Source organism: Candidatus Burkholderia verschuerenii (genome assembly GCF_001189365.1).
Classification (GTDB): Bacteria; Pseudomonadota; Gammaproteobacteria; order Burkholderiales; family Burkholderiaceae; genus Caballeronia; species Caballeronia verschuerenii.
The window spans coordinates 1-14,563 of sequence record NZ_LFJJ01000027.1 but is presented as its reverse complement, the minus strand read 5'-3'; the positions used below and the strand labels follow the sequence as shown (position 1 = coordinate 14,563).

The window sequence follows — 14,563 nt, the reverse complement described above, 5'->3', positions numbered from 1 at the left end:
TTTGATGAAAGGATTCGGTAAGAGTACCAAACCCCGTCGCAAGTTTCCTTTTAGATGACCGACTTCAGCAGGCGGCCCATTTCCGACGGATTCTTCGTGACCTTGATGCCGCACGCGTCCATGATTTCCAGCTTCGCGTCGGCCGTGTCCGCACCGCCCGAGATCAGCGCGCCGGCGTGGCCCATGCGCTTGCCCGGAGGCGCCGTGACGCCCGCGATAAAGCCGACGACCGGCTTCTTCATGTTGTCCTTGATCCAGTACGCAGCGTTCGCTTCGTCCGGGCCGCCGATTTCGCCGATCATGATGACGGCGTCCGTGTCGGGATCGTCATTGAACATCTTCATCATGTCAATGTGCTTCAGACCGTTGATCGGATCGCCGCCGATACCGACCGCCGACGACTGGCCGAGGCCCAGCGCCGTCAGTTGGCCGACTGCTTCATACGTCAGCGTGCCCGAACGCGACACGACGCCGATGCGGCCCTTACGGTGGATGTGACCCGGCATGATGCCGATCTTCAGCTCGTCCGGCGTGATCGTGCCGGGGCAGTTCGGTCCGAGCAGCAGCGTCTTGCGGTTTTCGCGGCGCATGCGGTCCTTGATTTCCAGCATATCGCGAACCGGAATGCCTTCCGTGATGCAGATGGCGAGATCGAGGTCGGCTTCGACAGCTTCCCAGATCGCGGCAGCGGCGCCTGCGGGCGGCACGTAGATGACCGACACGGTCGCGCCGGTTTCGGCCTTCGCTTCCTTGACCGATGCGTAGATGGGAATGCCTTCGAAGTCTTCGCCGGCCTTCTTCGGGTTCACGCCCGCGACGTACGCTTCGCGGCCGTTTGCATATTCACGGCACGCGCGCGTGTGGAACTGGCCGGTCTTGCCGGTGATGCCCTGCGTGATGACCTTCGTGTCTTTGTTGATCAGAATCGACATGTAGTGACCTCTGTTCGTTTGGCGTCGCAACGCGCAAGCGCGCGCCGCCATTCGTATCTGGTGAACGCTCGTTTAAGACAGGAAAGCGCGTGCGCTTACTTGCCTTCGGCTGCCGCGACGACCTTCTGCGCAGCTTCTTCCATGCTGTCGGCCGAGATGATCGGCAGGCCCGAGTCCGCCAGCATCTTCTTGCCTAGGTCTTCGTTCGTGCCCTTCATGCGCACGACGAGCGGCACCTTCAGGTCCACCGCCTTCGACGCCGCCATCACGCCTTCCGCGATCACGTCGCAGCGCATGATGCCGCCGAAGATGTTCACGAGGATCGCCTTCAGGTTCGGGTTCTTCAGCATCAGCTTGAAGGCTTCCGTGACCTTCTCGGTCGTAGCGCCTCCGCCGACGTCGAGGAAGTTGGCCGGTTCGCCGCCGAACAGCTTGATGGTGTCCATCGTCGCCATCGCCAGGCCCGCGCCGTTCACCAGACAGCCGATATTGCCGTCGAGCGAAATGTACGCGAGGTCGAACTTCGAGGCTTCGACTTCAGCCGGATCTTCTTCGTCCAGATCGCGGTAAGCCACGATTTCCGGATGTCGGAACAGCGCGTTCGCGTCGAAGTTGAACTTGGCGTCCAGTGCGATCACCTTGCCGTCGCCGGTCACGATCAGCGGGTTGATTTCCGCGAGCGATGCGTCGGTTTCGTAGAACGCTTTGTACAGGCCTTGCAGGATCGCGCGTGCTTGCGGGATCGATGCGTCGGGGATGCCGATCTTGCGCGAGAGGTCATCGGCGTCCTTGTCTTGCAGGCCGGTCGCCGGTTCGACGGCGAACTTGTGCAGCAGTTCGGGCGTCTTTTCAGCGACTTCCTCGATGTCCATGCCGCCTTCGCTCGACGCCATCACGACGATCTTCTGCGAAACGCGGTCGAGCACGAGGCCGACGTAGAGTTCCTTCTTAATGTCCGCGCCTTCTTCGATCAGGAGACGGTTGACCTTCTGGCCTTCCGGACCGGTCTGGTGCGTGACGAGCTGCATGCCGAGGATCTGGTTCGAGTATTCGCGAACCTGATCGATCGACTTCGCGACCTTCACGCCGCCGCCCTTACCGCGGCCGCCAGCGTGAATTTGCGCCTTGACGACCCAAACCGGGCCGCCGAGCTCTTCCGCGGCCTTGACCGCATCATCCACCGAGAACACGGGTTTGCCGCGCGGGACCGCGACGCCGAATTTCCGCAGGATTTCCTTACCCTGGTACTCGTGAATCTTCATGCGTGATTCCTTCAGTCTGAGAGTTGGAGTGAACTTCGATTTGGATTGGCTTGAACTGCTGACTCCATCGAATCTTTTGGATGCCGGAAGACTTCCGGCCAGGTTGGCGCGATGCGCGCGCTATTTGTCCGGCCTGCTTTGCCGCTCCACGGGTTCGTGGCCGAACCAGCGCGGGAAATGCTCTTCGACAGCCGGACCATCGAAACGCAACGCGTGACAGCGGCCAAGCTGAAACGGCGGCTGCTCGCCGGCCGCTCCGTTTTCGGCGTCCGCTGTCGTGAAAGGACTACCATTCTCCGTATTCCAGACGTCGCCTGCAAAAGCCTGAATGGCCGCGGTCGGCAATACGCCGCACAACTCGGTGATGTGCGTGCAGCCGACGACGCCGCGCAGCACCTGATTGGCTTCGCGACGAAAGCTTCGTAAGAGATTGAGTCCGATGAGCGTGCGATACGCCGAATTCGACTCGGCGCATAGGCGACCATACGGCGCCCACACCGACGACGCTTCGGCGTCGACGATAGTGAGTTCGCGATCGATGGTGATGCGCAGCCAGAGTTGATGGATCGGCAGACCATTTGGCCGAACGCCGGACGCGAGAGGAACATCGCGCGGCTTCTCATCGGTTAGACAGGCTTCGATGTCCCAGAGGGCGTCGTCTCGCTCGAAGGCTTCCAGCCGAATCGCGCGACGGTGGCGCAATTGTCGGGAAACGGGCGAGGAAAGAGGCATGCTGGATCAAAGCCGGAACGGAGAAAACCGTTGAATTTTAGCATATTGGGTATTTCAAGCCCGGGATATCCCTGATCGTGGGAACGGGCGCGATTTCACGGGCTTTGCGGCGATGTGTCGCGGCTCATTCTTCGACGAATTCGTCTGTCCAATCTTCGTCCCCGCCCTTGAGCACTTTGCCGATCGTGCTGCTGGAAAAACCCCGCGCGGCGAGAAAGCGCGCCTGTTTGGCCCGCTCGGCCGGCGATTCCGGCGGCATGCCGAATTTCTTTTCCCACACGGCCTGCGCGCGCGATGTTTCGGTTTGCGCGAGCTTGCCCGCCGTATCGCTGATCAGCGCGTCGCCGACGGCGTGACGTTTGAGTTCGCTGACGATACGCGCACCGCCCATGCGCGATGCCCGCCGATGCACGACGCTTTCGACGAAGCGCTCATTCGATAGCCAGCCTTCGCGTTCGAGATCGTCCAGCACCTTGTCGAGCGCTTCGGGTTCTTCGGCGTATGAGCGGAGCGCAGCTTGCGCGAGAGTTCGGCGCGCGAGTATTCGCGGCGCGAGAGGTAACCGAGTGCGCGTCCCTTGAGCGACGGCTGCGGGCGTCGGGCGTTGCGGGCGTCTTTCGCGGAGGGTTTGCGCTTGCGTTCGCTGGAACGGCTGTAGACCGATTCGCTGGCGTCTTCGGCATCGGCTTCGGTTGAAGTTGAAGTCGGCGCGCATTGCTCGAAGGCCTCGAACGGGTCGGCGTCTTCGAAGGGATCGGGGGTATGAGGCAGTGGCGCCGCGCGGGGTGCGCGTGCATTTTCGGGAGGCTGCGCGTTTGCGGGAGACTTCGGCTGTTCGGCTGCCTGCTTCAGCAGCTTACGAGCATGCTCCAGACGCTTCGAGCGATCGCCAGTATCGGGTGTGTCGGTAGCGGAGCCGGAGCCGACTTCGCTACCTTCATCGTTCGTGCCGCTTGATGCGCGGTTTGAGGCGCGGTTCGAACCAAAGGAACGGGAGAGCCTTCCGCTCTGCCCGCCCACTTTCGATCCGAACCGGCTATTACGCATCGTGATGACGCTTCGATGCTTACTCTTCGTCGGCCGCTTCCGCGCTCACGGCGACGGCATCGCCCAACGCAGCGACACCCAGCGATTCGCGGATCTTGTTTTCGATCTCGCGCGCGATGTCCGGATTTTCGCGCAGGAATTCACGCGCGTTGTCCTTGCCCTGACCGATACGATCGCCGTTGTAGCTGTACCAGGCGCCCGCCTTGTCGACGAGTTTGGCCTGCACGCCGAGGTCGATGATTTCGCCCTGACGCGAAATGCCTTCGCCGTAGAGAATGTCGAAGATGGCTTCGCGGAACGGCGGCGACACCTTGTTCTTCACCACCTTTACGCGCGTTTCGTTGCCGATGACTTCATCGTTCTTCTTGATGGAGCCGATACGGCGAATGTCCAGACGCACCGACGAATAGAACTTCAGCGCGTTACCGCCCGTGGTGGTTTCCGGATTGCCGAACATCACGCCGATCTTCATGCGAATCTGGTTGATGAAGATAACGAGGCAGTTCGTGCGCTTGATGGTGCCGGTCAGCTTGCGCAGCGCCTGCGACATCAGACGCGCTTGCAGACCCGGCAGCGAGTCGCCCATTTCGCCTTCGATTTCCGCCTTCGGCACGAGCGCCGCGACCGAGTCGATGACGATCATGTCGATGGAACCCGAACGCACCAGCGCGTCCGCGATTTCCAGCGCCTGCTCGCCAGTGTCCGGCTGCGAAATGAGCAGTTCCGGAATGTTCACGCCGAGTTTGGACGCGTATTGAACGTCGAGCGCGTGTTCGGCGTCGATAAACGCCGCCGTGCCGCCGACCTTCTGCATTTCCGCGATCACTTGCAGCGTGAGCGTGGTCTTACCCGACGACTCCGGACCGTAGATTTCCACGACACGGCCGCGCGGCAAGCCGCCGACGCCGAGCGCGATATCCAGTCCGAGCGAGCCGGTGGAGACCACTTGAATGTCTTCCACCGCCTCACCTGCGCCGAGCCGCATGATCGACCCTTTGCCGAATTGCTTTTCGATCTGCGAGAGCGCTGCGGCCAAAGCCTTGCTCTTCTCTGCAGTCATGCCAGCCGGGCCTTTCTTGCTTTCTTCCATGAATCGTCCTTTGCTATGATGAACGGCGTCTGAGGCAGTGTTCACGGGCTTTTCCGCTGCTCAATCGAGCCTGGAAAATGTCCCGGTCCACTCACGCAGACACTGTATAAAAAAACAGTAGTTTTTGCAAGCCCGATCGCCGTGGCGCTGCTTTTTTTCCACGCCGCGCGAACCGCGCAAAAACCACGAACACCTGGAGACCGCCGCGCCGGGCACAAGCGGGCCGGCCATGCCGATGCGCTCCCATGCGCACGAAGGCGCACACGATGCGAATCCTCATTGCCGAAGACGACAGCATACTCGCGGACGGCCTCGTTCGATCACTCCGCCAATCGGGATACGCCGTCGACCATGTGAAGCATGGCGTCGAGGCCGATACCGCCCTCTCTTTGCAGCCTTTCGACCTGCTGATTCTCGATCTCGGCCTGCCCCTCATGCCGGGGCTCGAGGTGCTCCAGCGCTTGCGCGCGCGCAATTCGCAGATGCCGGTGCTGATCCTCACCGCGGCCGATTCCGTCGACGAACGCGTGAAGGGTCTCGACCTCGGCGCGGATGACTATATGGCCAAGCCCTTCGCGCTGAACGAGCTCGAAGCGCGCGTGCGGGCACTCACGCGACGCGGCGCGGGCGGCGGTCCGACGGTCGTGAAACACGGCTCGCTGTCGTTCGATCAGGTCGGGCGCATCGCGACGATCGTCGATCAGGTGATCGACCTGTCTGCGCGCGAACTCGGCGTGCTCGAAGTGCTGTTGCAACGCACGGGCCGGCTCGTTTCGAAGGAACAACTCGTCAACCATTTGTGCGAGTGGGGCGAGGAAGTCAGCAACAACGCCATCGAGGTCTACGTGCATCGGCTGCGCAAGAAGATCGAGCCGAGCGGCGCGAAGATCATCACGGTACGCGGACTCGGTTACACGCTGGAGAAAGCGGGCGCGGCCACGAACGGCGCGGCGCAGTCGTCCGGCGAAGCCGCCGCCCATCAATACAAGTAAGCGCATGGCGTCGCCCGCTTCCACCGAATCGCGCGAGTCGTCGAATCGCCCGGAAGCGCGCCGATTCCGACGCGCTGCGCGACGCCCGCTACGCCAATCCGTTCGCGCCGCCAGACGAACTGGAGCCGGATACCGAGACGCATCCGCGCTCGCTGTTCGGCGAGATTCTCGACTGGATGCTCGCGCCGCTGCTCCTGCTCTGGCCGATGAGCATCGCGGTGACGTATCTGGTCGCCAAATCCATCGCGAACGGGCCGTTCGACCGCGCGCTGGAAGCCGATGCCTACGTGATCGCGCGGCAGATTCAGCCGGTCAACGGCGTCGCCGAACTGCGTCTGCCGGACGCCACGCGCGATTTCCTGCGCGCCGACAACGTCGACAGCGTGTTCTTTCAGGTGCTCGGCACGCGCGGCGAACTGGTCGGCGGCGATCGCGACATGCCCTTGCCGCACGAGGACGACCGGCCGCAGGCAGGCATCGTCGAGTTTCGGGACGATGTGCTGCGCGGCAACAATATCCGCGTCGCCTATACGACGGTCGATCTGCCGGGACTCGCGCCCGGACGCGATCCCGAAAGCACGCAGCCGGTGCTCGTACAAGTTGCCGAAACGCTCGACAAGCGCAGCCAGCTCGCCAACGACATCATCAAGGGCGTAATCCTGCCGCAGTTCGTGATCCTGCCGCTCGCGATCATCCTCGTGTGGTTCGGGCTGTCGCGCGGGCTCGCGCCGCTGCACGCGTTGCAGTCGAATATCCGCGCACAGCGGCCGGACGATCTCTCGCCGCTCGCTGGCTTGCGCATGCAGGCGGAATTCGCGCTGCGTCAGGATGTGTCGATGGACGTGCAGCGCTCGCTCGAACAGATCGCGACGAGTTCGGAGCACGCGGCGCGGCTCGTCACGCAATTGCTGGCGCTGGCGCGCGCGGAGAATCGCGCCACGGGACAAATCTTTTCGCGCATCGAACTGACGACGCTCGCGCGATCCGCCGTGCGCGACTGGGTGCAGGCGGCGCTCGCCAAGGGCATGGACCTCGGTTACGAGGAGCCGCCGTATCCGATCGAAGTGGAAGGCAATGTCGTGATGTTGCGTGAAATGCTGTCGAATCTGATCGACAACGCAATCCGCTACACGCCGCGCGGCGGGCGCATCACGGTGCGCGTGCGGACGAAAGAACACGACATCGACACCGTGCATCTGGAAGTGGAAGACACCGGGCTCGGCATTCCGCCCGCCGAGCGCGAGCGCGTGGTCGAGCGGTTCTATCGCATTCTCGGGCGCGAGGGCGACGGCAGCGGTCTGGGCCTTGCTATCGTCAAGGAGATCGTGACGATGCACGGCGGCGCGCTCGCCATCGAGGATCACGTGTATCAGGAAGCGCCGCGACTGGCCGGAACGCTGGTCCGCGTCAGCCTGCAGCGGGTTTATCCTAGCCGGGACAAACCCTAGCGTCAGTTTTGTTCGGATTGCAAATTCGGCTCCGTTGAGCGAAATTCATTATGCGTTAGACGCACGAAGCAGTATGTTGTCCGCTCGATGCTTCAACGTATTCTGACGGCAACAGATTGGCACACGTCAGAACGCCGTAAGTTTTCGTTCCAATAATCGTTCCACCGGTTCGCGCGCGCGAGCCGACGGAGCCGAATATCCAAGACATCAAGGACGAAAAGGAGACGATTCATGGCTACGGTTGAGGGGCGCATTTCCCACGCGCCGATGACAGCGGAGGAACGAAAGGTCATCTTCGCGTCGTCGCTGGGCACGGTCTTCGAGTGGTACGACTTCTATCTGGCGGGATCGCTCGCCATCTACATCAGCAAGACGTTCTTCTCGGGCGTCAATCCGACGGCGGGCTTCATCTTCACCTTGCTCGGCTTCGCGGCGGGCTTCGCGGTGCGTCCGTTCGGCGCGATCGTGTTCGGGCGGCTCGGCGATATGGTCGGGCGCAAGTACACGTTCCTCGTGACCATCGTGATCATGGGTCTGTCGACGTTTCTGATCGGCTTTTTGCCGGGTTACGCGACCATCGGGATTGCCGCGCCGGTCATCTTCATCGCGATGCGGCTGCTTCAGGGTCTCGCGCTCGGCGGCGAGTACGGGGGCGCGGCGACCTATGTCGCGGAGCACGCGCCATCGAACAAGCGCGGCGCGTGGACGGCGTGGATTCAGACCACGGCGACGCTCGGCCTGTTCATCTCGCTGATCGTGATTCTCGCGGTGCGCACCATCACCGGCGAAGAGCAGTTCGGCGCATGGGCGTGGCGCATCCCGTTCCTCGTGTCGATTCTGCTGCTCGCGGTGTCGGTGTGGATTCGGATGAAGCTGCATGAATCGCCGGTGTTCGAGCGCATCAAGTCGGAAGGCAAGACGTCGAAAGTGCCGCTGACCGAAGCGTTCGACGAATGGAAGAACCTGAAGATCGTGCTGCTCGCGCTGTTCGGTCTGACGGCCGGTCAGGCGGTCGTCTGGTGGTACACGGGCCAGTTCTACTCGCTGTTCTTCCTCACGCAGACGCTCAAGGTCGACGGCACCAGCGCGAACATCATGGTCGCCGTGGCGCTGTTGATCGGCACGCCGTTCTTCGTGTTCTTCGGCTCGCTGTCGGATCGCATCGGACGCAAGCCGATCATCATGGCGGGTTGCCTGATCGCGGCATTGAGCTTCTTCCCGCTGTTCAAGGCGCTGGCGCATTACACGAATCCAGCGCTGGAAACCGCGACGCAGAAGTCGCCGATCGTCGTCATCGCCAATCCGGACGAGTGCTCGTTCCAGTTCAATCCGGTCGGCACGTCGAAGTTCCGTCGTCATGCGATATCGCGAAGAGCGCGCTGTCGAAAGCCGGCCTGAACTATGAGAACGTCGCGGCGCCGGCGGGCACGCTGGCGCAGATCAAGGTCGGCGAAACGGTCGTGAACACTTACGACGGCAAGGCCGCCGACGCGAAAGCGCAAAGCGCGACCTTCGACAAGACGCTGGCCGGCACGCTCAAGAGCGCGGGCTATCCGGCGAAGGCCGATCCGGCGCAGATCAACTGGCCGATGGCGATCGTCGTGCTGACCATCCTCGTGATCTTCGTGACGATGGTCTACGGCCCGATCGCGGCGATGCTGGTCGAGATGTTCCCGGCGCGGATCCGCTATACGTCGATGTCGCTGCCGTATCACATCGGCAACGGCTGGTTCGGCGGCTTCCTGCCGGCCACCGCGTTCGCGATCGTCGCAGCCCGGGGCGATATCTACTCGGGGCTGTGGTATCCGATCGTGATCGCGCTGGCGACCTTCGTGATCGGCATGCTGTTCGTGAAGGACACGCGCAAGTCGAACGTGTATCACGAGGACTGAACGGCCGTCCTTCTCCCCTTTCGCGATGATTTTAAGGAAATCGCGCGAAAGGGGTTGACAGGGGCATCGGCGGTCTCCAGAATTTCGCTTCTGTTGGCGAATTAGCTCAGCCGGTTAGAGCGACGGAATCATAATCCGCAGGTCCGGGGTTCGAATCCCTGATTCGCCACCAAATGCAAAAAAGCCCTGATTCGTCAGGGCTTTTTTCTTTTCAGCGCTGCGCTGGGGGTCCAAAGCGGTGGTCCACTCTCAACCGAGTGAGCCCATGCGCCTTGCGTCCCATCTCCGCCGTTCCCGCCACGGCGTTTATTCCTTCCGCCTCGTCCTCCCCGCCTCTCTTCGAGCCGCCCTCGGCCAAACCGAAATCAAGCGCTCGCTCGACACGAAAAGCCCGACGACAGCCCGCCTCTTGGCTTACCATCTATCGGCAAAGATGAGTCCGATCATTGAGGAGGCGAAACGCTTGGCCGCGCATTTTGACCCAGACCGCATTGACGCGGATTCGATCCGAAAACTGATCGTGTGGAAGGCCTCCGCATCGGCGCCGACGGCTCCGTTTCGGCCGACCGCTTGGAAACGACGCCGGGGCGCGAAGCCGAAGAGCTGCGCGAGTTCTCCGGCATGATCGAGCGCGCCCGGGTTCGCGTCGGCCAGCGCATGGCAGGCCAGCCAACCGCGGCGCAACTGGCCGAGCGAGACGAGCTGGCGGCCGCGATCGGACTCGCGCCACGCTCGCTCCTGCCGCCTGTCGACGTCCCTCAGCGCCTTGACGAGGCGATTGCGGCTTGGCTGTCGCATCTCGGCTCGCTTGCTGGCTCGACTCGCAAGGCCTACGCGACTGCGTTGGCGGGTTTCGCGCGAGCCGTCGGCGGCCCGGACGCCATGGTTCATTCAATCGCGAGAGCGCAATGCATCCGCTACGCCGAGGGTCTGTTGGCTCAGACGGCCGGCGGCAAGGCGTTGCATCCGAAGACCGTCCGCGCGCAAATCAACGCTGCCGAACTGTTCATGAAGTGGGCGATTGGCAACGGACGGCACGCCGGACCCAATCCGCTGGAAGGCGTCGCGCGACCGTCGCCCACGCGAACCGACGAAGGCGGTGCTGAGGCCTTCACGCTCGACGAATTGCGCCTCATTTTCGAGCCGGACCGATACAATCGGGTCAAACGACCACACCAATTCTGGGCGCCGCTTATTGCCTTGTTCACGGGCGCCCGGGCGAATGAGATCGCCCAATTGCGACTTCAAGACTTGGAGCCGGTCGACGGCATTCCGTGCTTGCGCATCGTTCACGATCCGCGCGGCGAGAATCCGACGCGCACGAAGAACGCGGACTCCACGCGGACGATTCCGATTCATCCCGAGCTGATTCGCATCGGCCTGCTCGACTACACCGAGGACGTCCGCCACATCGGCGGGTCAAGGTTGTTTCCGCACCTGCCAATGGACTCAATGGGCAAGCGCGAGAAATACATCAGTCGAGACTTCAACGAGAAGCACCTGCCTGAGGTCGGAGTGCATCGACCTCGGCGGAAAGTCTTTCACAGCTTCCGCGACACCGTCGAGACGGCTCTGCACGCCAATGACGCCAACCCCGTTCAAATCGACGAATGGATCGGGCACAAGCCCGAGTCCATGGGCGCTTCTCGCTATAAAGCCAAATACACCCCCGCGCAATTCGCCCAGCTCGCCCTGCCGCGTCTGCGCTACGCGGAGTTAGATCTGTGGCAATTGCGCTATTCGCCTGGCTTGTGGAACGACTGGCTATCCAAGAGTCTGCGTGCCTGAGGGGCAATCCGATGAATCGTTCGCCAATTCAGCGAGACTTTGCGACGGGCCTCGCCAGCGCTCGGCCACCGACCCTATGTGAGCAAAGCGCTAGCTCGGCTTCGCTCACTTGGTTTTTCCGAGTGCCTGAATTTAGATGCGCACAAGCTCTCGAAACGACTCCAGTATGTTGCGCTTGGTGCCTTCTTCATCAACACCCCAAAGGGAGGCCAAAACGGTGATCGCGGCGCCGCATTCTGCTGGCTCCAGTGCGCGGCCGGACGTCGCGCCAAACGGGCCATCCGTCTCTGTCACCACACGATCGGGTGGCATTCTCTCGGCAAGCGCTCGGCCTTTTTGGCCGCGCAACATCGCCGCGCCGACGGAGAACCAACATCCCATTTCAACCGCGCGGGCAAGTTCGCGCTGGGAGCCCGAGAACCAGTGAAGGACGGCAACCCCAAAGCCCGGGTGGCGCTCCAGATTATTCAGCACTTCGCTGGCCCAGATTATTCAGCACTTCGCTGGCCGCGGCGCGGCTATGCAAAGAGAGAATGCGCCCCCCGTGGTCTGCGCAGCTAGAAAGAATGTGTTCGAAGACGTGGACCTGATCATTCCAGCTCGAAACGCAAGCGGGGCGCCCGTCCAAACCAATCTCGCCGACATAACGGGCCTCCGGAAGCAAGCGATCAAAAAGCGCGAGCTCGCCTCTTCGCTCTTTCGCGAGCTGGGGATGAAGCCCCAGCGCTGTCTTGATTCGCGGGCAGCCGGCAGCCAGTTTTGCCGTGCCGCGCCACGCCTTCGGGGTCGTCGTCACCGACAAAACATATTCCTTGCTTGCCGCGATAGTTTTCACCGCCCGGACTGGATCTGGATAGAGATCCAGATGGCAATGCATGTCAACAATGGCGCTCATGCAGGCAACTGCTCGCTCCGCAGATACTGGGCAACCTCCGCCATTCCGCGCGAGACGACATCCGCAAGCGCCTTCTGCTCCGCGGCGTCCTTCGGCAAAGGCCCTGTCTTCGCGATCCAAGATGAAACGTCGCGCGAATCCATCCGTCGAGCCGCGAGAATCATGGCCATGAGATCGTCCGAATCGTTGCCTGCTTTGAGCACTTCGCGAAGATTCTTCGACGAAGCCTTATATTCGGTTTGGTCTTCCCAACCCGCATGATAAAGCGAGGCGCGTCGAATCAGACAGGGAACGCATCTTCCGCATTGAATCCCCGAGCGCTTCCACTTGCCGCAAGACACGGTCCGGCTAACGAAACTGCGCAGAGCGCCTTGGTCTGCGCACTCGGCAATCATCTCCCCTTTGGTCAGCGTTGCATAGGGATTGTGAAGGCGCACGGGAAGGCCAACCGCGTCGAACACTTGCTGAATGAGCAACATGTAATGCGGATGCGTGGTTCTTGTGCTGAGCGCGCCAATGCGTCGATTCGTCAATGGCGAATTAATCGCAATCAAGCCGTTTTCGGGGACATACAGCGGCACGGCTTTCCCTTGCAAATAATTCTTCGAAAGGGTGGCGGCGACCAGTGCGCCCATTGCGAAAAAATTGAAGCTGCGAGTCCGCATCCGAACGTCATTGTTGTGATCCAAGCGTTTTGTCGGATTGGCGTGCAGAGCAAGCCGCGGCGTGGCGCCGCCCGCGCGATTCAGGATCTCCGCCTGGCGACCCGCGTCGTGCGTGTAGGCGTGGCTGATCAACACGCTCCGCTCGCCTTCGGCTCGAAGGTCCAGCATGCCTATAGCGCTGTCAAGACCGCCCCAAAACAAGCAGGCGCTTCGACAATCCGCCAAGACGAGCTTATTGGAAACTCTCGTTCGAGGGGCGGGCAGGGGCCTGCCGCCTTCCACGAACCGCAATGACCACTGGTCGCCGCTAAGGAAGCGCAGCGCCTTCTCAAGCAGCGACTGCGCGGGGCGCCAACGCTCCGGATCAGCCAGCGCCACCACCAAATTTATTTCCCGAGCCCATCCGTCAGCCGCCTCTGAGCGATCAGCGAAAGTGTCGGCGGCCGCGACCGCAAGCGATAGCGATAGCGACAAAAAATCAAACGCCGCGTGATCCAAAGGAGCGGCGATGCGAGAGACCCGGTCGATCACAGATCCGCCGATTGCGCCCATGTCCTTCGCGGCGCTCGCGCCGTAGAGCTGCACCGGAATCCGTCGGTCGTTGGGTGGCGGAAGGTCTGCCGCTTCGGGACGAACGTCGATTTCTATCATGGCTGGTAATTCTCCCATTCACGCCAAACCTCGCGCGTCGCGGCGATTTGAGTCGCTTGCATGCGCTCGTTTGTCATGCCTTGCAACCGGTCTTCAAGCAGGGGGCCTCATATGCTTCTCCGTCACCGCCCTCACCAGCTCGAAAAGCGCCTTTTCGGCCTCCTCCGCCTGTTGTGGCGTGGCGGCCTTGTTGAAAGCTCGATCCGAATCCAGCACGATTTGCTCGAACACGCATTGGGTCGCATAGGCAACCATGACGTCCATCAGAACCTCGTCGGTGATGGCATCGAAGTCGAACGTTTCTTCGCCATCGAGGCAGCTCGAAAGAGCCTCATTCAACGAAGCGCGAATGCGATCGCCATCGCCATTTTCCGGCACCAGCGCTTCCACAATGGCATTGATCGCCTCGCGCGTCGAGCGGCCGGCCAGGTCGCGCAAGTCGATCGGCAGAGCAGCGCTGTCTTTGCGAAATCCGTCCAAGACATCGTATAGACCGCCTGCTGCCTGGGCCATCGCGCCGAAACGCCTCGGCCCGACTGCGGAGCCGCCTGTCGCCCTGCTTGCGTATTCCCCAAGGGCTTTCCGCAGGTCGCCCCCGTCGCCCTTCGAGACGAACCGCCCGAGAGAAGTGCGAAATCCCTTAAACCGATTCGGCGTTGGCTCTGGCCCCGGCCCGCCGCCGTCGACGTCCGCCCAAGGCGGCACCAATGGGCTTTTGTTGTTGGCCCCTCTGCTCGATGTGGATGTTCCCAACTTAATCTCCCTCCTTGAACCACGCCTTCTCCTCGATTGCTGCTTTCATCCATGGCGCGCGCGGGCCGGGAAGGGCAAACAGGAACGCGGTGAGCTCCGCCGCTGCCGCTGCCGCGGCGTCGGCCTCGGCCAGAAGTTGCGCTCCCGTAAAAGCCTCCGGCCTGCTTTTCCAGTCGGCACGTGTCCTAAGCGCGGCGACAAGCTCTCTCATGACGCCAGACGCCTCTCCCGCGGGAATGGATTGAATTGCCGCTTTGGCCGCTGGCGACGCGAGGGTTCGGATGCTGCGCATCGGGATAGGGGCAGGCCTCGCGGCCCGACCCCTCCCACACCACCGTGCGTACGGGTCCGTACACGGCGGTTCGGATCAGTTGATCGGCGCTGGACCGACCGACGGCAGGCCCAGCGAACGGAAG

The 14,563-nt window shown here is 62.0% G+C and carries 13 protein-coding genes, 1 tRNA gene and 2 pseudogenes; 6 read left to right on the top strand and 10 right to left on the bottom strand.

Features of this window, described 5'->3' with window-relative positions:
* Positions 1-50: 50 nt before the first annotated feature.
* The 5 genes and pseudogenes from sucD to recA form a co-directional block, all read right to left on the bottom strand.
* Entirely contained in the window at positions 51-932 is an 882-nt protein-coding gene (sucD, locus tag BVER_RS07955; RefSeq protein ID WP_050452828.1) for a succinate--CoA ligase subunit alpha, read from the bottom strand.
* A gap of 95 nt (positions 933-1,027) precedes the next feature.
* Complete coding sequence (gene sucC, locus BVER_RS07950; RefSeq protein WP_332309077.1) at positions 1,028-2,209, bottom strand: ADP-forming succinate--CoA ligase subunit beta; 1,182 nt, start codon at positions 2,207-2,209, stop codon at positions 1,028-1,030.
* 105 nt (positions 2,210-2,314) lie between these two features.
* The gene (locus BVER_RS07945; protein ID WP_050452826.1) at positions 2,315-2,926 is read right to left on the bottom strand and encodes a DUF2889 domain-containing protein; all 612 of its coding nucleotides are present in this window, start codon (positions 2,924-2,926) and stop codon (positions 2,315-2,317) included.
* Between the two features lie 124 nt (positions 2,927-3,050).
* Positions 3,051-3,799, bottom strand: a pseudogene (recX, locus tag BVER_RS07940) (recombination regulator RecX).
* Between the two features lie 193 nt (positions 3,800-3,992).
* A complete protein-coding gene (gene recA / locus BVER_RS07935) occupies positions 3,993-5,063 on the bottom strand; it encodes a recombinase RecA (RefSeq protein ID WP_050452825.1) in 1,071 nt (356 codons plus the stop codon).
* Positions 5,064-5,329: 266 nt separating this feature from the next.
* Here recA and BVER_RS07930 point away from each other — a divergent pair, with 266 nt between their 5' ends.
* From BVER_RS07930 to BVER_RS07905, 6 genes and pseudogenes are all read left to right on the top strand, one after another.
* Complete coding sequence (locus tag BVER_RS07930; RefSeq protein WP_050452850.1) at positions 5,330-6,055, top strand: response regulator transcription factor; 726 nt, start codon at positions 5,330-5,332, stop codon at positions 6,053-6,055.
* A gap of 176 nt (positions 6,056-6,231) precedes the next feature.
* Complete coding sequence (locus tag BVER_RS07925; RefSeq protein ID WP_370444211.1) at positions 6,232-7,503, top strand: sensor histidine kinase; 1,272 nt, start codon at positions 6,232-6,234, stop codon at positions 7,501-7,503.
* Between the two features lie 231 nt (positions 7,504-7,734).
* Positions 7,735-9,395: pseudogene (locus BVER_RS07920) on the top strand (MFS transporter).
* A 95-nt stretch (positions 9,396-9,490) separates the two neighbouring features.
* Positions 9,491-9,567 (top strand) — tRNA-Met (locus tag BVER_RS07915).
* A gap of 93 nt (positions 9,568-9,660) precedes the next feature.
* Positions 9,661-10,020: a DUF6538 domain-containing protein gene (locus BVER_RS35890; RefSeq protein WP_369094821.1), complete on the top strand. Its 360-nt coding sequence runs from the start codon at positions 9,661-9,663 to the stop codon at positions 10,018-10,020.
* Positions 9,918-11,183, top strand: coding sequence for a site-specific integrase (locus BVER_RS07905; protein ID WP_050452823.1), 1,266 nt, complete (start codon positions 9,918-9,920; stop codon positions 11,181-11,183). Before BVER_RS35890 ends, BVER_RS07905 begins: the two co-directional genes overlap by 103 nt.
* A gap of 132 nt (positions 11,184-11,315) precedes the next feature.
* Here the strand turns inward: BVER_RS07905 and BVER_RS35160 are convergent, their stop codons facing one another.
* From BVER_RS35160 to BVER_RS07885, 5 genes are all read right to left on the bottom strand, one after another.
* Positions 11,316-11,657 (bottom strand): TatD family hydrolase, encoded by a 342-nt coding sequence (locus tag BVER_RS35160; protein ID WP_198155196.1) that lies wholly within the window; start codon positions 11,655-11,657, stop codon positions 11,316-11,318.
* Positions 11,647-12,078: a TatD family hydrolase gene (locus BVER_RS35155; RefSeq protein WP_198155195.1), complete on the bottom strand. Its 432-nt coding sequence runs from the start codon at positions 12,076-12,078 to the stop codon at positions 11,647-11,649. Before BVER_RS35155 ends, BVER_RS35160 begins: the two co-directional genes overlap by 11 nt.
* Positions 12,075-13,394: a Qat anti-phage system QueC-like protein QatC gene (qatC, locus tag BVER_RS07895; RefSeq protein ID WP_198155194.1), complete on the bottom strand. Its 1,320-nt coding sequence runs from the start codon at positions 13,392-13,394 to the stop codon at positions 12,075-12,077. Before qatC ends, BVER_RS35155 begins: the two co-directional genes overlap by 4 nt.
* A 93-nt stretch (positions 13,395-13,487) precedes the next feature.
* A complete protein-coding gene (locus BVER_RS29955; protein ID WP_502255021.1) occupies positions 13,488-14,099 on the bottom strand; it encodes a Qat anti-phage system associated protein QatB in 612 nt (203 codons plus the stop codon).
* A gap of 49 nt (positions 14,100-14,148) precedes the next feature.
* A complete protein-coding gene (locus BVER_RS07885) occupies positions 14,149-14,358 on the bottom strand; it encodes a hypothetical protein (protein ID WP_050452821.1) in 210 nt (69 codons plus the stop codon).
* Positions 14,359-14,563: the final 205 nt, after the last annotated feature.